We start from the raw sequence: 18,682 nt of genomic DNA on the forward strand, positions 1-18,682 counted from the left end.
TCAGCTTATAGCCAACGTTTCTTTATTTTTGCAAGCTCCAATAATTCGAGTACGTCCTTCTTTGGCAATTCCGTCAAAATGGAAAGCAGTTCACGCTCCGCCAGCCTTCTTCCTCGGCCGCTACGGTAACGTTCTTTATTTTCCGCATCAATGGAGTTATATAGTTCGACCAATTTTCCTTCTTGCTCATCGGTTTCTTTTGCGATGAGCAAATTTTCACGAAGCCGCTCATAGAGCATATCCACGTTCGATGAACTGCTTGCAGTGAATGCTTTTGAAGTTTTAGGGTCCCCTAAAATCAATTCGTCAGTTGAAACGTTGAATCTCTCGGATATTTTTGCAATCCATGCTGCGGAAGGGGCATTCTTACCTTTCTCCCAATCTTTGATTCTGCTGGCGGATGTACCGATTGCTGCTCCAAACGCCATCATTGATAGGCCTCTTTGCTCTCTTAAGGTCTTTAGTCTTACTCCGAAATCCTCTTTACTCCAATCGTTCACGGTGATGCCTCCTCCTATTTACTTATCTCTATATTATTTTTCTTATTTCCTTCTGTCAATCCTAATTTATTTTTCTATCAAATTATCAGTAACCCGTCTGCTGGCGCTTATAATTCTCTTCATTTTTTTCAACATAAGCTTCAATTATTTCAATATAGGAAACTTCGAGCCTTTTCGCTATTGTCCCATAGTGTATCCAAACGTTTTCATAGCTTTCCATATCTTTTCTTGCAATAAAATCGTGGATCGCATTGAACGTTTGTAGAAAGACTTCCGTCAAATTCCCTTCCACTTCGCCTGTTGGCCAAACTTTCAATGTGTCCAAACGTTTTTCAATTCCAAGCGACAAAAGAAAGTGGATGGAGTCCACATATTCTTCCAAAATAACATCTCGCTCCGATGGTCCTTTAGTACTCCAAAATTTAAAACATCTTGTCTCATTGGCTAATTCAGAAAGTTCAACGAGAAGGGCCAACCCTTTTTCCTTGAAAACGTCTTTGGCAACAAGCTGATTCTTTTGGATGTATGTGTCCAATTCCCGTTGCATCGTGAATAAAGTTGTCAAATCCATTAAAAAACCTCCAAAATCGTGAATATCTTGAAACCAAACCGAATCTCATCCGTATAAGTAGAAGACTATATCTATTTTTGTGAGGGGATGCTGTTATGGGATTGTTGATCCGCTTTGTCATCATTGCTTTCATCGTCTATTTATTTTATCGCGGTATCCGTTATTTATTGGATCCGAAACGGAAATTGGACGAGGCGTATGAACAAGAGCAATATTACTTTTATGATGATGTGAAAAATGTAAGGAAGAATTTTTTCATCACATATAAAGGTGCCCTCTTTGAAGGTGAAAAGTATTTAGGAACTACGGAAGACTCCTTTGATGTTGTGTCCATTTTCGTATGGGTGAAAGATGAGACAAAGCTTCAAGGATTTACGAAAGATGATTTTCATTTCTTGTCTTCCGAGATCACTTCAAATTATCCTAAAGCTGAAATCAGTTGGAAAAATCCGATTGAAGCGTTAATGAAAGCCCGTTAATATAGCGGGCTTTTCTTATTTTCATTTATGCTCTATTCACGCCGAATGGATCGATGCCTAACAGATAGATGATGACTCCTATGTAGATTAACGCAAGCAGTAGAAAGCCGATCCGGAATTCGGTATGGCGTGTTTTATGGCTGAATGCCATCATGCCTAAATACGAACCGATCCCGCCGCCTGCGATGGCAAATAACCATAATGTTTTCTCTGGTACTCTGCGTCTCCGCTTCTTCGATTGCTTCTTATCGTATCCCATCATGATGAAGGACCAGATTGATATAAATATGATCCATGTGATAATTAGTCCATTCATATAGTCAACTCCCTATCTCCTATTCTACACTTTATTGATTGTACTTAGGAAGAAGAACTATATTAAGTTCATTAATTTTCTTTACTATTTTTCAACCGAAACAAAAATCCCCGCTGCCGGTTGACGGCGCGAGGATCTTTATTGATCAATCAATTATTTTGCAACTGATTTTTTCGCTGTTTCTGCAAGTTGTGCAAATGCTTGTGCATCTGTTACTGCAAGGTCAGCAAGCATTTTGCGGTTCACTTCGATGCCAGCCACTTTAAGACCGTGCATCAATGTGCTGTATGAAAGACCGTTCATACGAGCTGCTGCGTTGATACGTGTGATCCATAGTTTACGGAAATCACGTTTTTTCTGACGGCGGTCACGGTATGCATAGTTGAATGATTTCATGACCTGTTGGTTTGCTACTTTATAAAGTCTATGTTTTGATCCAAAATAGCCTTTAGCTAATTTCAATACTCGATTACGGCGCTTGCGCGTCACTGTTCCACCTTTTACGCGTGGCATAGTTCATTACCTCCTGCTATTCCTAAAGAATGTTGTAATAGTTCAAAGATTATTTCATGTATGTGATCATTTCACGGATACGTTTGTAGTCGCCTGAAGAAACAAGTGCAGCTTTACGCAAGTGGCGTTTCGCTTTTGTAGACTTGTTGGCAAAAAGGTGACTTGTGTATGCACGGCCGCGTTTCACTTTACCAGTTGCAGTTTTCTTGAAACGTTTTGCGGATCCGCGGTGAGTTTTCATTTTTGGCATGATCTGTTCCTCCTAAATCGTTCGTGTTACTTTTTTTCGGCAGTCGGGGCAAGTATTAGGAACATGCTCCGGCCTTCCATTTTCGGTTTAACTTCAACCGTAGAAAATTCTTTGCACTCTTCCGCGAAGCGGTCCAAAACACGTTGTCCGATTTCCTTGTGCGTAATTGCACGACCACGGAAACGGATCGACGCTTTCACTTTGTCCCCTGCTTGCAGGAATTTGATGCCGTTGCGAAGCTTTGTTTGAAAATCATGCTCGTCAATTGTAGGGCTTAAACGCACTTCTTTGAGGTTGATGACTTTCTGGTTCTTTCTTGCTTCACGTTCTTTCTTTTGCTGTTCAAACTTGAATTTACCGTAGTCCATTACACGGGCTACCGGTGGCTTTGCTGTTGGAGCGACGAGGACAAGATCCAAATTCGCGCGTGCTGCAATTTCAAGTGCCTCGTTGCGTGATTTGATTCCAAGCTGGTCGCCGTTGTGGTCAATGAGGCGAAGCTCGCGGGCACGGATGCCCTCGTTTACGTACATGTCTTTGCTAATAGTAATCCACCTCCGAATGTTGTATCGCGAATACACGGTTTGGGTATACCGTCCATCGTTCTGACGGTCCCAGAGTTCATTCGTTCAGTAAGAGCCGGACAATAAAAAAAGTAGACAAAAGCAACTTTTGTCTACCCGCTTATGTGTACGTGCAAATAAATGCACGGCACGTTCACTCATGTGCTGACCTGTCAACAACGGTATGCGTCGATCAGGTGAGAAGCGGGCAGCTCCTTCTTATACCACAAACTGTATTCATTAACCTTAATAAGTCTATCATCTTGAACTTTCATTGTCAACATAAAAAATATAACTGTTGATTTCCGCTTCAGGCGGACGCTTTCAACGGGCGTCGCTTCAGCCAATCGAACAGCGAAGGGTTCGATTTGCCGTATTTCTGCGTTCTTTGCAGAAATTAAGGCATCCCATAGTTGTGCTCGCAACACTACGCTTTTGCTCGCAAAAGCCGTTCTTCGTTACGGCTTTCGTTGCGGGGTCTTCTGCTGACGCTTTTCCCGTAGGAGTCGCCGCCCTACGCTTCAATCAACGGATATTCCTATTAATCAACATTAATCATTATGCACTCATAATTATTAATTGTCATGTGATACGTCAGTTTTTAATAATTTCAAGAAATCGTCGAATGGCATGCTTTCGGATTTTTGTTCGCCGTATTTTCTTACGTTTACTTCTCCGGATTCGACTTCTTTATCGCCAAGTACTAGCATGTACGGGATTTTTTGGACTTGGGCTTCACGGATTTTGTAGCCGATTTTTTCGTCGCGGCTGTCCAGGTCGATTCGGAATCCTTCTGCTACAAGTTTTTCCTTGATTTCATTTGCATAGTCGAAATGGGCTTCTGGTGAAACTGGGATCACTTCGACTTGGACCGGTGCAAGCCATGTCGGGAATGCGCCTTTGTATTCTTCGATCAGGAATGCGACGAAGCGTTCCATTGTGGAGACGACTCCGCGGTGGATGACGACTGGGCGATGGTGCTTACCGTCTTCCCCTACATATGTGAGATCGAAACGTTCAGGAAGCAAGAAGTCGAGCTGGACTGTTGAAAGTGTCTCTTCCATGCCGATTGCCGTTTTCACTTGTACGTCGAGTTTCGGACCGTAGAATGCAGCTTCGCCGTCCGCTTCGACGTAAGGAAGTCCCATTTCGTCCATCGTCTCTTTCAACATGCTTTGTGCGCGTTCCCACATTTCGTCATCGTCAAAGTATTTTTCAGTATCTTCCGGATCGCGATACGAAAGACGGAATGAGTAGTCTTCAATGTTGAAGTCTTTATAGACATCAATGACGAGTTGTACGACACGCTTGAATTCTTCCTTGATTTGATCCGGGCGGACGAAGATATGGGCGTCATTCAACGTCATCCCGCGGACACGCTGTAGACCGGATAAAGCACCTGACATTTCATAGCGGTGCATCGTTCCGAGTTCCGCTATGCGGATCGGCAAGTTCCGGTAAGAGTGGATGCCGTTTTTATAGATCATCATATGGTGCGGGCAGTTCATCGGACGGAGAACGAGATCTTCATTGTCCATGCTCATGACTGGGAACATGCCGTCCTGGTAATGCCCCCAGTGACCTGATGTCTTGTAAAGTTCAACGCTTCCAAGGACCGGTGTATAGACGTGCTCATAACCGAGCTTCACTTCTTTATCGACGATGTAGCGTTCGATGATGCGGCGGATTGTCGCACCTTTCGGCAACCAAAGCGGAAGACCTTGACCGACTTTTTGGGAGTTTATGAACAAGTTCAGCTCTTTCCCGATTTTACGGTGATCGCGTTCCTTCGCCTCTTCGAGCATCCGGAGGTGTTCCTGAAGCTCGTCCTTTTTAAAGAATGCTGTACCGTAAATCCGTTGAAGCATTTTGTTTTTAGAGTCGCCGCGCCAATATGCGCCTGCGATGCTTAGTAATTTGAATTCTTTCAGTTTGCCTGTCGAAGGTACATGGATGCCTCGGCAAAGGTCGAAGAATTCGCCTTGCTCATAGATGGATACTTGTTCGCCTTCTGGAATTGCTTCCAACAGTTCAAGTTTATACGGATCTTCGATTTCCTTGAAACGCTTTTCGGCTTCTTCACGGGACACGTCAATTCGTGTGATCGGAAGGTTTTCACCGATGATCCGTTTCATTTCCTTCTCAAGTTCTGGAAGATCTTCAGCTGTGATCGGAGTCGGTGAATCGATATCATAGTAGAATCCGTTGTCGATGACCGGGCCGATTCCTAGTTTGGCGTCCGGGAATTTACGTTTTACTGCCTGCGCAAGCAAATGGGCTGTACTATGACGTAGGATTTCAAGTGCTTCTGGTGATTGTGGTGTGATGATTGCAATTTCTCCGTCATTTTCGATCGGTGTTTTCAAGTCGATGAGCTGGTCGCCGATTTTACCGGCGAGTGCGCTTTTTCGAAGTCCTGGGCTGATGGAGCCTGCCACTTCTTCTGTTGTAGTGCCTTTCGGAAACTCTTTTATCGCGTCATCCGGAAATTTCAATTGAATATTTTCTGCCATTTTTTTACACTCCTCACTTATTTTTTCGAACAAAAAAAGCCCCATCCCAATAAAGGGACGAGGCTGTTGCTCGTGGTTCCACCCTTCTTCCTTCTATCCGGTCATGCAACCGGAAAGATGAAGCTCGAAACGGCTAACGGGCCGGGTCCGTCATCGGTTAGTCAAACGAGTTCGCCGATGCTGCTCCAAGGTGGTAAATCGATCCTCTGCACTTCAGGGCTTCCAGCCAAATGGCCCCGATCTCTGTAAAGTGGATGAACCGATCCATGTCCTCTTCAATACATTTTAAAATATAATAGTTATTAGTATAGGGAATGTCTCAGAAAATTGCAAGTGGATATATCCAACTACATTTCTCTTCGGTTTTTCCCTTTCAACTGGATGGGTTTTGCAACTGTTTTAATGCGTTCCATAATTCGTGCCGCTTTGACCTCTTCCTGCTCGCCACGCTGCGTGTACGTCAAATGATGTTGTAGTTCATCGTAGTTGAAATTGGATGTGAAGAATGTCGGTAATTTTTCCGCCATGCGGTATTGAAGAATCGTTCCGATCACTTCATCACGGGCCCATGCAGACATGGACTCTGCACCAAAATCGTCTAACATAAGGACTTCTGCTTTTTTCACGAAGTCGATTTTTTCATTTAACGTCTGATTCTGGATAGATTGTTTCATTTCCCTTAGAAATTCAGGGAGATATACAACAACGGTCCGTATGCGAAGATTGGCAAGCTCATTTGCGATTGCGCCTAATATAAAGGACTTTCCTGTTCCGAAAGGACCGTGAATGTAAAGACCTCTTTCAGGCAACTTTCCTTTTTCGCTTATTTCACTAAAGAATTGGGCTGCGGCCTCGGCAACAATAATCCTGCTTTTATCGTGTTCGAGATCCACATTATTCAGACGTGCTTCCATAACATCCTTCGGCATATACATGCTATCGATCATGCCGGATATATTTCGGCGCTCATCATCGACAAGTTTATTCGGACATTTTATATAGTCGAGATCGATGTATCCTTGACTCATGACAAGTTTCGGCTCGAAGCCTTTCATCACATTGACACACCCTTCGATATTAGGGCATTTATCGCAATGATGGGAAGCAGTTGTATATTCATATAACTTCCCTAAACTTTTGTTGACGATCGTCCTATCGATTTCATTCGAATGATCGGTGATGAACTGTTGGACGCCTGGGGACTCCATCACTTCATTCCTTAACTGTTCATATCTTGCTGTTAAGTCCGAAGCGTTGAACACTCGCTTCATTGCATTTCCGATTCTCTCCAACTTTATTTCACCCCGCTTGATATTGCATTAAGTTTTTCCTGTAGCAGTCGCTTGCGTTCTTCGTCAATCGGTGGTTCAAGATCAGCTGATGGCTGCTGCTCCTTTTCATCATCCGTTTTATAAAACCATTCGGGCACCTTTTCCACTCTCGTCGGCTTTCGGGATGCCGGTTTCTTCTTACTTCCTTCATTTTGCCATTTAATATATTGGTCATGTTCTTTGCGTGATATTTCCATTGCTTGTTTTGCCGTCGCAATTTTATTATTCGCCCAATGCGAGGCGATTCTTTCTGCATAGTTTTTGGTGATTTTACCGTCATTGCGAATAATTATATAATGCAGCAGTACATTCACCACGCCAACTGGGAAGCCATGGACAGTTACAAGTCTTTCCGCAAGTTGAACGTCTACAGGAAGCGGTTCATTTCCAGTATAGTCTTTCAGCATCTCCCGGGGCGTAGTATTTTCCATATAGAAAATGAACTTATCTTCCCTCGATTTAGGTTCTTCGATTGGTATAGCCGGTTGTTTTGTAAAGACTTTTTCGATGGATGGAGCGGTTTGTGAAATATTCATCTTATAATAATCCACAGCCGCCTTTCGCAATCTGTCTTCCTGAATCTTCATCGTGTTTCCATCCAGCGCCATCATGACAACTTTTTGCATATCAAGTGGAGTCAATGAATAAAGGAAGGCCAATTTCTCAATCAATTCATTCGAAACAGTGGCGAGCGCGGATTTTGGCACCATCTGCTCGGAAAGCCCTGCCCGGAACAAATTGAAGTCGAAGTCGGAATAAGCGAACGGGATACCTGTTGATTCGTTGCGCCCCTTCAATTGACCGCCTTCCTCCATCCCTTCTGATGCATTGTAACGGATAGGCTTGAACACATCCAAAAAGGTCCGAGAGATTTCTTTGTATTGCTCATCCAACGGATCATCGACCGCAAAGCGGGCCCTCAGGCTGCGGTAAGCTTGCTCTCCGATTTTGCTGAACAGAAAAGTGGATAATAGCGGGTCTTCGAAAAACGACTTCGCATCCATCGGCTGCAACAATTCATAGCAGAAAGCGCGATCCTGATCCTCTTGTTTGCAATATGTACGTAACAAGCCGATTGCTTCAAGGGAAATCCTTGCTTCGAACACTTTTACTAAAGGCATGGTCAATAAATTCATTAAATAGTAATGATTAAATTCAATTTCTTTTTCACGTTCTGCGTCAGCCCAAAGAGACATGAATAGACTCATGGCGTCAGGGCCGATCAATGGTTGGTAGAACAATGTGAGGAGTTGCCGGTCATAATCCGAGAACGGGTGTGACAACTTGATTGTAAATGTATCGACTGGTTGTAATTCCTGGTAAAGCATACTGTCGGAACCCCTCTTCCTTCCTTTATTCAAAGTCAGTTTTCATCATTTTTCTTCTGCAAGTTTTGCAGCTCTTCGATAAAAACGTTAATGTCCTTATATTGACGGTAAACAGAAGCGAACCGGACATAGGCGACTTCATCAACATCGGCCAATTTTTCCATGACCATTTCGCCGACATCCTTGGAATCGATTTCAACGGTTCCCGAGCTTCTCAATTCTTTTTCTATCAAATAAACGATGTTTTTAACCGCCTCAAGATCAACCGGTCGTTTTTCACATGCCCGGATTAATCCTCTTAACAATTTTTCTCCGCTGAATTCTTCCCGCGTGCCATCCTTTTTCACGACGATGAGAGGCATCTCTTCCACTTTCTCGAATGTTGTGAAACGGAAAGCGCATTTCTCGCATTCACGCCGTCTTCGGATGGATCGATTCTCTTCAGCAGGTCTGGAATCGATGACCCGGGTGCCATTATAATGACAAGCTGGACATATCATTTTTGCATCCTCCGCAATTCCGTATAGTATATCGATTATAACAGAAGTTCGACAAAAATATAGAAAGAGAAGACAAAATCGTCCAAGCCGAGTGATCGACCTGGACGATTTTCATTTGCAGATTAAGAATTCACTTTGGATTTCAATGCATTTCCTACTTTTATAGCCAATTCAACAACCCGGGCCGAGTAACCCCACTCATTATCATACCATGCGAGGACTTTCACTTTACGGTCGCCCATGACGATCGTTGAGAGACCGTCAATCGTCGCGGATTCTGTTGTTGTGTTGAAGTCAATCGATACAAGTGGTTCAGTAGTAAAACGAAGGATTCCTGCAAGCGGGCCTTCTGCTGCTTTGATGAATGCCTCATTCACTTCTTCCACTGTTACATCTTTTTTCACGTCAACAACGAGGTCGACAAGTGATACGTTCGGCGTTGGTACCCGAAGCGCCATGCCGTGGATTTTCCCTTCAAGCTCTGGCAATACGAGCGATAACGCTTTTGCCGCACCAGTAGAAGTCGGGATGATCGACTGTGCACATGCACGTGCACGACGAAGGTCCTTATGCGGATTATCCAAGTTCTTCTGATCGTTTGTATAAGCATGAACAGTTGTCATCAATCCGTTTTCAATGCCGAAAGTATCATTCAACACTTTTGCAACCGGTGCAAGACAGTTCGTCGTGCAGCTTGCATTGGAAATGACATCATGTTTTTCGATATCTAGTTTATCATCGTTCACACCGAGAACGACTGTTACGTCTTCATTTTTCCCCGGAGCTGTCAAAATGACTTTCTTCGCACCTGCATCCAAATGAAGGGCAGCTTTACTACGTTCATTGAATACTCCCGTAGCTTCAATGACGACATCTACACCAAGCTCTTTCCAAGGTAACTTGGACGGATCGCGCTCAGCTATTAATTGGACACGCTTTCCGTTAACAACAAGAGCATTTTCCTCCACAACGACTTCCCCGTCAAAAACTCCATGATTTGTGTCATACTTAATCAAATGTGCTAAAGTCTCTGCCGGATAAGATGCATTTACCGCTACTACATCCACGTCATCCTTCGTGATAATTTGGCGGAACACCATGCGGCCAATCCGCCCGAAACCGTTTATCGCTATCGAAGTAGTCATGAAAAAATCCTCCTGCGTAATGTTATATACTTATTATCGTTTATCCGTTAATTAGTATAGCACATTTTAACCACGTGCAAAGAGTTTGTGAACAAAATAACAATGTTCCACTTTTCAGAGAATAAAATCATAGTTTAGCGTCCCATTTCAATAAAATCTGGTTCAGCTGTTTTTCCGTCTCATCAAGTGTTCCATCATTATTAATGACTGCATCTGCGCCTTTTTCCTTCTCCATAATCGGCAGCTGGGAATTGATGCGTGCATCGGCTTCTTCCGCAGCATAGCCGTTTCGGGCGATCAAGCGCTCCCTTTGGATGACAGGGGTAGCCGAAACGACAATGATTTTATCCACATACGACTGAAGCTTGCTTTCGAAAAGGAGCGGAATGTCCATGATGATGGTGTTTGCCCCTTTTTCCAACCATTCTTCCTTTTGCCGAATCATTTCTGCCCGGACAGCAGGATGAATGATTCCGTTCAGCTTTTCCCGCATTGCCCCATCATTAAAAATGAGGTTTCCAAGCTTTTCTCGATTCAGCGAACCGTCCGACAGGAGTACGTCGGCGCCAAAAGCTTGGGCAATTTGATCAAGCACAGGACTTCCCGGTTCCACGACAAGCCTTGAAATCTCATCCGCGTCAACAATCGGGTATCCTTTTTGTTTCAGCATCCGTGACACAGTGCTTTTGCCGGTCGCGATGCTTCCTGTCAATCCGATGATCATTGCAATCATCCTTTCCTCACCTTTGGCATTGCGGGCAATAGACAGAAGTCCTCCCGGCGATTTTCATGCTTTTCGTCTCTTTGCCGCATGTGCCGCACACTTTCTTCCCATACATCTTCAGACGGGTCTGCATCGTTCCCGCCTCCCCGTTTATATTCCGATAATCCGAGATGGAGCTGCCTCCCGCATCGATGCTCTCTTGCAGAACGTCGACGATCTCTCGGAACAGTTCCCGCTTCCTTTTTTCACTGATCCGCTCCGTCGCTCTGCCGGGGTGGATCTTCATTCTAAACAGCGCTTCCGTTGCATAGATATTGCCGCAACCTGATATGACGTGGCCATCCATAATCACTTCTTTGATCGGCCTACGCGCATATTTTGGCGTTGAAGCCATGGCGAGAAAATGGTCGGCGGCGACTGCGTCAAAAGGTTCGGGTGCCATTTTCAGCAATGGCAAATAATCCTCTTCCTTTTGCAGCAGACGCAATTCACCGAAACGCCGGATGTCCGAATAGATGAGCAATCCGCCATCGGCCATGTTCAAAATGACATGGACATGGTTCCTGAACTTCTGTTCCGTAATGTCATCCAACTTGTCGACAACGAACCATGCACCCGACATCCCAAGATGGCTCACAAGCAAGAATGGCAGGCCATCCTTTTCCAAATGAAAATAAATATATTTACTTCTCCTCGTGATGTCCACTATCGTCATTGCAGCAAGTTCATCGACGAAATCTTCAAGGGTTCTCCCTTTGACAATCGCTTCCTTGCCCAACTCCTTTGATTTCCTAATGACATCGGAAACTTGCACTTCAGAAATTGTGCGCCCGATGGAGACGGACGATAATTCGCGGACGACACCTTCCACTTCAGGCAGTTCTGGCATTTCTATTCCTCACTTCGTTTCGTACCAGGAGTGGCCATACGCCCACTCTGCCTTTAAAGGTACATCGAGTGACAAAGCCGATTCCATCACTTCTGGCACGATTTTCTTCAGTTTTTCGATTTCTTCCTCAGGCGCTTCAAAGATCAATTCATCATGCACTTGAAGGAGCATCCGTGTTTGCATGTTCTCATCCTTCAATCTTGCATCCATATCGATCATCGCCTTTTTAATGATATCTGCAGCTGTCCCTTGTATCGGTGTATTCATTGCGGTTCTTTCCGCAAAACTGCGTAAATTGAAATTCGAACTCGTAATATCAGGCAAGTATCTTCGTCTATTCATCATCGTGACGACATAGCCTTTCATTTTCGCCTCCGAGACGATGTCCTCCATATATTGCTTCACGCCTGGAAATGTCTTGAGATACGTATCGATGAATTTACCTGCTTCTTTTCGGGTAATATTCAAGCTTTGGGACAGGCCATAATCACTGATGCCGTAGACGATACCAAAGTTGACCGCCTTTGCAGTCCGTCTCATGTCTGACGAGACGCCATCTTTATCGACACCGAATACGTCCATCGCTGTCTTCGTATGGATGTCCTCCCCTTCCCGGAAAGCCGAAATCATTTTTTCGTCCTGGGACATATGGGCAAGGACACGCAGTTCAATCTGTGAATAGTCGGCAGCGAACATGAGCCAGCCAGGTTCTGAAGGAACAAATGCCGCACGGATTTTCCGACCTTCCTCAAGACGGATCGGGATGTTTTGCAAGTTCGGGTTGATTGAACTTAATCGACCCGTTTGCGTCAATGCCTGCTGGAACCGGGTATGGATTTTCCCGTCTTCGTGGATTTCCTTCGAAAGCCCCTCAATGTATGTGGAATTCAGCTTTCCGAGCTGACGGTATGTCAAAATGAAACTGATGATTTCATGCTCGCTTTCAAGCTTTTCCAATACGTCAGCTGCAGTCGAATAGCCTGTTTTCGTCTTTTTGATTGGCGTCAATCCAATCTTTTCGAACAGGATTTCACCTAACTGCTTCGGCGAATTGATATTGAATGGTTGTCCAGCCATTTCATAGATGATCGATTCGAGCTCGGTCAATCTTGTGGATAACTGAAGGCCGATTTGTTGGAGGATTCCCAAATCCGTCTTCACACCAGTAGATTCCATCTTGCCAAGAATATTTGCGAGTGGCATTTCGAGCTCATGATATAATTCGAACTGATCGTTTTCACGCAATTTCTCCTCAAGCACTGGCCTCAGCTTCCAGACGGCCTGTGCCTTCCTGCCGGCATGGTCTGCAAGCACCTTTTCTTCCGGCAATGCTTTTTTCGCACCTTTTCCATAAACCGCTTCGTCGGGCTGCACATCCGAATAGTTGAATTCCTTAGCTACGGAAGCGACATCTGTGTATGAAGAGGATGGATTTGCAATATATGTGGCCAGCAATAAATCGAATTCGAAGCCGTTCACTTCAACGCCGTAGCGCAATAATGAAGCATAAGCCGCTTTTGAATCGGTTGCATACTTCTTTTTCGCTTCATCGCTAAACCATTCTTTTAAACGGTCCGATTGTTGCAAGACCCCGATTGGAATGAAAACTGTTTGCTCGTCATCTGTCATGCTGACGCCTGTAACTTCCGTAGACAAGTAATTTTCATCCATCATTTCCACATGGATCGCCATCTCATCAGCAAGATCAATTGCTTCAGGATTCGCGACAATTTGAACGTCGATTTCTGCTATAGGGCCATTTTCAGTTGGAGATTCCATTTTATCGAGCAATGATTTGAACTTCAGTTCCTCATAAATCGTTTTGACGTTTTCTTCATCCGGTCCCGGATAAGCTAAGTCATCTATCGAAATGGTAATCGGGGCATCCACTTCTATTGTCGCAAGCTTCTTGCTCAGATAAGCCAGCTCTTCATTTTCCGTCAAGTTTTCCTTCAATTTCTTCCCTGAAACGGAGTCCAATGATTCATATACCTTTTCGACCGTGCCATATTCTTTTAACAGTTTAAGCGCAGTCTTCTCACCGACACCCGGGACGCCAGGAATATTGTCGGATGCATCTCCCATAAGACCTTTCATATCGATAATCTGTGGCGGTGTGATGCCGTATTTCTCCATTACATGTTCAGGTGTGTACTTTTCAAGGTCTGTAATCCCTTTTCGCGTAATGCACACCGTCGTATGGTCACTTGCAAGCTGCGTCAAGTCCTTGTCACCTGAAATGATGACGACTTCTACGCCTTCTTCGTCCCCGGATTTGCTTAATGTACCGATGATGTCATCCGCTTCATACTGATCGAGTTCGTATTGCGTAATTTGGTAGGCGTCCAGCAATTTCCGCAAGTAAGGGAACTGCTCCGATAGCTCAGGCGGCGTCTTTTGCCTTCCACCTTTATATTCGCTGAATGTTGAATGCCTGAAGGTCGTCTTCCCTGCATCCCAGGCAACGAGCATATGCGTCGGCTTTTCATCTGCCAGTATGTTTTGCAACATCATCGTGAAGCCGTACACAGCGTTTGTATGGATGCCTGTATCGTTCGTCAATAACGGTAATGCGAAAAACGCTCGATACGCCAAGCTGTTACCATCTAATAGCACTATTTTCTTCTTTGTCACATGACTCCACTCCCTTGTTCGTTCATCCAATAAAAGACGTCATCTTCATTTATCTTACCACGTGGGCAAGTGTGACTACCAATAACGCTATCTATATAAATAATTATCACCTTCGAATTTTTCGTAAGGAGCCACTTTTTCATTTAGAAAAACTAAAATAGCGTGGATCCGTAGTCGAATTGACAGCAGAAAAAGCAGAAAAAAGCCCAGGCTTTTATGCCTGAGCATTTTCTCTGTACCACGAACGCGCCCTTATACCGTTAAAGCGCCCAATCCTCTAGACCGTGTACAACCGTTGATTTCCGTTCCAGACGGACGCTTTCCGGAGGGCGTGGCTTGAGCCAAACGAACAGCGCAGGGTTCGATTTGCCGTATTTCTGTGTCCTTTGCAGAAATTAAGGCAGCCTATTTGCCATTCCTGCTCGCAACGCTTTGCTTTTGCTCGCAAACGCCGTTCTTCGTAACGGCGTTCGCTAATCCTCCCAGAGTCGCCGTCTTCCACTCCAATCAACTTGGAGTGTGCTATGAAATAAAAACGACTGAACAAGCTCTTAGTCAATCAAAAATTAATGGTATAGCAGGTGGTATTCCTGCTTCAGGTAGAAGAAACACAAAAATGGTAAATAGAATTAATAAAAATGAGAATGCTACTGTAAAATAAGGAGAGATACGGGTTCTTTCTCCGAAAATCGAAAAAATTGATAGAGTAAATCCCCCCACCGATAGGAAAACACATAATAAAAATGCGTACCACTGATTATACATCGCTATCTTGTTTAAACCAGTTGATAAAAATAAGACAATATAAACTGATACAAACGCGATACTAATAACTGAAAGCAGTCTCGCATTTCTTTTCATCAAACATACACCTCACTTTTATCCATTCGAAATCTGGTCCATTTCTGCAATACAGGATGCAGTTCCTTAATCAAGAATTGCGCCAGTTTGATTAAATATTTAGCGTATGTCTTATGAGAATGAGATTACGTCAAAACCGCTTCGTTCCCTATTGATATATACCTCAATAGTATCAATATCTTTATCTGTCGTTAGGTGATATACATTTTGTTTTTTCGTTCCTGTGTCGAAGTTAGATACATCAAATTTCATCTCCACTATGTCACCTTTTACATAATAAAAAAATTCGCATCCCCATCCGATTGAAGAGTGATATAGTAACTGTTTTTGTTTTCTTCTTTTAGCTGCAATTGAACATTGAGCTGTATAGAATCCTGTACAAATTCCGGTACATCCTCAACCTCTGTTAAGTTGGTTACTGTTGAGGAGCAAGCAGCCAAAACTGAAATGAGCATCAACATAACAACAATAATTTTCTTCATGTTTAACTTCCTCCTGGATCTATGGCTAAATGGACCGTTTGGCGAGCGTAAACAAAGCATTATAGTAGAATTGTGGTTTTTTCTAAACTTGCCTAGTAGTTTTATATAAAAATAAACCTCAAAATCTTAGCCAGTGGCTTTTCAACACGCGCCCGATTTCGCCTCAAACATGTACAACTCATCTCCGTCCAAAAACAGTATTCGGTTCTCCCGGTTGCTCACCAATTCCGGTTTGACAGGCGTACCAGCCGGCTTAATCAGCTCAATTTCATGAACAACCTTACATTCATCACCTTCACGCTGCATCTCAAAAAGTAACTGACCCCATCTTCCTCGATACGCAATGATGGTATCCCCGTTCACCGCAAACGACTGGAAACCCTGACCTTCGGGCGAATAATACACTGTCCGTCCATTTTTTCGTACTCCAATCTTCGAATCAATACTGAAGAAAAACCAAATCTTGTCTTCAGCATCACCGGTAAGCGCTAAACACTCAAAAATGGAATACTCCTTGTCCTCTTCCATTGAATCGATCTTATGACCTGACGCATCCCAGCCAACCAGACCGCTACGACCGATTGGTTCCTCCCAGCCATAATTGCCGAAAACCCCTTCATCAAAGTACCCTGTCCAAATTTCCTGGTTCTTTGTAACGTACACGTGCTGAATCCCATCGCCTAGACAAAACGATCGGATCAAACGCCCATTTTTATCATACACCCTTGCGTTTTCCTCAATATTCTGCGCATCGTGGTAATACGATCGCGCACCGACAAGTAATATATGTCCATCATCGATCGGCTGTATATAATGATAATTCCATTTCTCTTTCGGCAAATGCACAACTGTCTTCTGCCCGTCCTTCACATGGACGACATGATAACTATAGCTTTCTTCCGTAACCGTTGCGGGGAAACAGCCATTAATTAAAGGTGGCCGCTCTTCCGCCAGCAGGACGAATAGATCGTTATCATGGCCGATTGCAATTGAAACTGGATTCGCATATTTCAGCTCTTCGTTCAGGTTCGCTATAGGGATTGTGGGTATTTCGAGTGTTGATTTCATTTTTTTACTTCCACCTTTCTTGGAGAAGACAGCGCGCTTCTTAACAGCGGTAGAATGTCCTGTCCTGGTATGTCTTTGCAACAAAAGCGCCCGATTGTAGAAATAGTTATTATTTGTTTAGTATTTCAATGTTCAAAGCCTTTGTATACGCTGGTGAAGAAGTGTCTATTCCCCCATCTACCCAAATGACTACTTCTTGCCCTTCTTCATATTTTTTGATATCTCCATTTTCAGGCAGTGCTACCCATGTCAATCCTTTATTTTCACCCTCAACTAAGATACTATTTTCTGCGCTATCTATATCAACAATGTTTCCCTTAACATCATACTCGCCTTTAACCTCTTCACCAGGATTAGTACAGGCAGCCAAGATAAAAAATGTTAGGAGCAGCAAAGAAAGACCTCTTTTCAAAAATATGTGGTTCCAGATCTTCATGCATTTCACCTCTATTGTTGTACGAATTAAATCCGACAAAATGGCCCTATTGCAGAATGGACGCAGATTCATTTTCAAGAATCGCACCCTTTTCTGGAACATTATTTGTGATGCATGTAATTGCTTTTTAGAAGCCCCATAAAAACAACACCATGCCAAGAGCCATTCCGATAAAGTTGCTCTTTTAAATTTCCTTCTTCATTAAAACCAAGTTTTTGATATAATCTTATTGCTCGTTCATTGTAAGAAAAAACTCTCAAAAACACTTTATGCAAATTTAACTCCTTGAAGGCAAATTCCAAAAGTAGCTGAAAAGCCTCCCGTCCAAAACCTTTACTCCAATAATTTTTCTCGCCGATATCAATTATACACTCGGCGTTACGGTTTCTATAATCGATGTTAATAAGTGATGTGACACCAATAGGTTTACCAGTACTAATTTCTTCGATTATATAGCCCTTTGAATTATGGGATCCGGTTATATTTTTGACGAAGTTTTCTGTATCGGTATATGTATAAACATCTAAAGATGGACTGGTATATTGCATGACCTCTATATCATTTCTCCACTCGTGGTAGATAGGAACGTCCTCCATAGCCATTTTTCTTAATCGAATTCTTTCCCCACAAAAAAGCATTAAGACAGCACTCCTTTAAATTAATTGTGCAAAATACATTTCTGAAATGTTCCTAATGAATTCTTTCTCCATACTCTGTTCTTTCTATTAAGATAGAACACTAATCCTTATGCTTGAATAGCGCCCCCACTTTCCGTGCGTGCTACGAGGATTGCACTGGCCAAATAAAAAAGAGATGGTGATCGCCGGCCTTTTCTATTACGCCGATAAAAGACATAAGTTAGTTTCGCAACAGACTGAGTACGTTTCCACAAAATCACTCAGATGAGTTTTTAAACCCGATTTTATAGAAGACTTTCCCGCTCCTAAGTAAATAGACGCCAAGCAATAACTGAACAATAGTCATAATAAGGTTTTGAAGTATGAATTCCATTTGAGCACTTGTATTGATTAATGTTGCAGATGAAACAAACATGATATTAGCCACTAATTGAAACGCCTTTGGGATTGAAAAAATAATCAAACCTAACCCGGCTAATTTCATAAAGAGCATGAACAACTCCCCTGCTTTGTCTTTCAGTTCCTCAACAGAACCTCGAAAAGCAAATAGGATGATTGTCTCACCGCTTTTTAACAAGTAAACCCCAAATGCCAAAAGCAAAACAGGATATACTGCTTGGAAAATAAGCGAAAGACGATAATTCATCAAATCACTATGATTCATCAGCTCTGAGAGATTGTAGATAGAGTTGAATGCAAAAACAACGGTGACAGCGTGATTCAAACTCCAAATGATTGTTAACACACCGATAATCTTTAAACCAGCACGGAAAAATGCTGTAGGCTGAAACATTGGAACACCCACCCTTTTAATTTGTTTACTTGCCATAACGCTCGAGTATTGTTCGCTTGCACTTATTAGATTGAAGTGCCCACTCATACATGTGTTTTTGGTTGATGCGCATTTCCTTTATCAAGAAATTACCTCCATTTAGTATTTT

21 protein-coding genes are annotated in these 18,682 nt (G+C 43.3%); 1 reads left to right on the forward strand and 20 read right to left on the reverse strand.

Annotated elements, in window-relative coordinates:
• Positions 1–5: 5 nt before the first annotated feature.
• Together ACFPTP_RS14225 and ACFPTP_RS14230 are read right to left on the reverse strand one after the other, a co-directional pair.
• Positions 6–500, reverse strand: coding sequence for a helix-turn-helix domain-containing protein (locus ACFPTP_RS14225; RefSeq protein ID WP_381446113.1), 495 nt, complete (start codon positions 498–500; stop codon positions 6–8).
• A gap of 85 nt (positions 501–585) precedes the next feature.
• Positions 586–1,071, reverse strand: coding sequence for a dUTP diphosphatase (locus ACFPTP_RS14230; protein WP_381446115.1), 486 nt, complete (start codon positions 1,069–1,071; stop codon positions 586–588).
• 95 nt (positions 1,072–1,166) lie between these two features.
• Here ACFPTP_RS14230 and ACFPTP_RS14235 point away from each other — a divergent pair, with 95 nt between their 5' ends.
• The gene (locus ACFPTP_RS14235) at positions 1,167–1,550 is read left to right on the forward strand and encodes a sigma-w pathway protein ysdB (RefSeq protein ID WP_381446117.1); all 384 of its coding nucleotides are present in this window, start codon (positions 1,167–1,169) and stop codon (positions 1,548–1,550) included.
• A 25-nt stretch (positions 1,551–1,575) separates the two neighbouring features.
• On the opposite strand, the gene ACFPTP_RS14240 is transcribed toward ACFPTP_RS14235, so the two are convergent.
• The 18 genes from ACFPTP_RS14240 to ACFPTP_RS14325 form a co-directional block, all read right to left on the reverse strand.
• Positions 1,576–1,866, reverse strand: a complete 291-nt coding sequence (locus ACFPTP_RS14240) for a DUF1294 domain-containing protein (protein WP_381446120.1) — start codon at positions 1,864–1,866, stop codon at positions 1,576–1,578.
• A 153-nt stretch (positions 1,867–2,019) separates the two neighbouring features.
• Entirely contained in the window at positions 2,020–2,379 is a 360-nt protein-coding gene (gene rplT / locus ACFPTP_RS14245) for a 50S ribosomal protein L20 (protein ID WP_060209871.1), read from the reverse strand.
• A 49-nt stretch (positions 2,380–2,428) separates the two neighbouring features.
• Positions 2,429–2,629, reverse strand: coding sequence for a 50S ribosomal protein L35 (gene rpmI / locus ACFPTP_RS14250; protein WP_252502652.1), 201 nt, complete (start codon positions 2,627–2,629; stop codon positions 2,429–2,431).
• A 26-nt stretch (positions 2,630–2,655) separates the two neighbouring features.
• Positions 2,656–3,162 (reverse strand): translation initiation factor IF-3, encoded by a 507-nt coding sequence (infC, locus tag ACFPTP_RS14255; RefSeq protein ID WP_381446123.1) that lies wholly within the window; start codon positions 3,160–3,162, stop codon positions 2,656–2,658.
• Between the two features lie 605 nt (positions 3,163–3,767).
• Positions 3,768–5,705, reverse strand: a complete 1,938-nt coding sequence (gene thrS / locus ACFPTP_RS14260; RefSeq protein WP_381446125.1) for a threonine--tRNA ligase — start codon at positions 5,703–5,705, stop codon at positions 3,768–3,770.
• A 347-nt stretch (positions 5,706–6,052) separates the two neighbouring features.
• Entirely contained in the window at positions 6,053–6,997 is a 945-nt protein-coding gene (dnaI, locus tag ACFPTP_RS14265) for a primosomal protein DnaI (RefSeq protein ID WP_381446127.1), read from the reverse strand.
• Between the two features lie 2 nt (positions 6,998–6,999).
• Positions 7,000–8,364 carry a replication initiation and membrane attachment family protein gene (locus ACFPTP_RS14270; protein ID WP_381446129.1) on the reverse strand — a complete coding sequence of 455 codons (1,365 nt, stop codon included), beginning with the start codon at positions 8,362–8,364 and terminating at the stop codon, positions 7,000–7,002.
• Positions 8,365–8,399: 35 nt separating this feature from the next.
• Positions 8,400–8,864, reverse strand: coding sequence for a transcriptional regulator NrdR (gene nrdR, locus ACFPTP_RS14275; protein ID WP_381446131.1), 465 nt, complete (start codon positions 8,862–8,864; stop codon positions 8,400–8,402).
• A gap of 122 nt (positions 8,865–8,986) precedes the next feature.
• Complete coding sequence (locus ACFPTP_RS14280) at positions 8,987–10,009, reverse strand: glyceraldehyde-3-phosphate dehydrogenase (RefSeq protein WP_381446133.1); 1,023 nt, start codon at positions 10,007–10,009, stop codon at positions 8,987–8,989.
• Between the two features lie 127 nt (positions 10,010–10,136).
• Positions 10,137–10,733 carry a dephospho-CoA kinase gene (coaE, locus tag ACFPTP_RS14285; RefSeq protein ID WP_381446795.1) on the reverse strand — a complete coding sequence of 199 codons (597 nt, stop codon included), beginning with the start codon at positions 10,731–10,733 and terminating at the stop codon, positions 10,137–10,139.
• A gap of 16 nt (positions 10,734–10,749) precedes the next feature.
• Positions 10,750–11,622 (reverse strand): DNA-formamidopyrimidine glycosylase, encoded by an 873-nt coding sequence (mutM, locus tag ACFPTP_RS14290; RefSeq protein ID WP_381446135.1) that lies wholly within the window; start codon positions 11,620–11,622, stop codon positions 10,750–10,752.
• A 9-nt stretch (positions 11,623–11,631) separates the two neighbouring features.
• On the reverse strand, positions 11,632–14,256 hold the full coding sequence (polA, locus tag ACFPTP_RS14295) for a DNA polymerase I (protein ID WP_381446137.1): 2,625 nt from the start codon (positions 14,254–14,256) through the stop codon (positions 11,632–11,634).
• Between the two features lie 555 nt (positions 14,257–14,811).
• On the reverse strand, positions 14,812–15,117 hold the full coding sequence (locus ACFPTP_RS14300; protein ID WP_381446139.1) for a hypothetical protein: 306 nt from the start codon (positions 15,115–15,117) through the stop codon (positions 14,812–14,814).
• 269 nt (positions 15,118–15,386) lie between these two features.
• A complete protein-coding gene (locus tag ACFPTP_RS14305) occupies positions 15,387–15,599 on the reverse strand; it encodes a hypothetical protein (RefSeq protein ID WP_381446141.1) in 213 nt (70 codons plus the stop codon).
• 141 nt (positions 15,600–15,740) lie between these two features.
• Positions 15,741–16,667 (reverse strand): hypothetical protein, encoded by a 927-nt coding sequence (locus ACFPTP_RS14310; RefSeq protein ID WP_381446143.1) that lies wholly within the window; start codon positions 16,665–16,667, stop codon positions 15,741–15,743.
• 109 nt (positions 16,668–16,776) lie between these two features.
• A complete protein-coding gene (locus tag ACFPTP_RS14315; RefSeq protein WP_381446145.1) occupies positions 16,777–17,103 on the reverse strand; it encodes a DUF3221 domain-containing protein in 327 nt (108 codons plus the stop codon).
• A 101-nt stretch (positions 17,104–17,204) separates the two neighbouring features.
• A complete protein-coding gene (locus ACFPTP_RS14320) occupies positions 17,205–17,741 on the reverse strand; it encodes a GNAT family N-acetyltransferase (RefSeq protein ID WP_381446148.1) in 537 nt (178 codons plus the stop codon).
• A 256-nt stretch (positions 17,742–17,997) separates the two neighbouring features.
• On the reverse strand, positions 17,998–18,534 hold the full coding sequence (locus ACFPTP_RS14325; RefSeq protein ID WP_381446150.1) for a hypothetical protein: 537 nt from the start codon (positions 18,532–18,534) through the stop codon (positions 17,998–18,000).
• Positions 18,535–18,682: the final 148 nt, after the last annotated feature.

Origin of the sequence: Sporosarcina koreensis, from assembly GCF_042655825.1 — a bacterium.
GTDB classification, from domain to species: Bacteria; Bacillota; Bacilli; order Bacillales_A; family Planococcaceae; genus Sporosarcina; species Sporosarcina koreensis.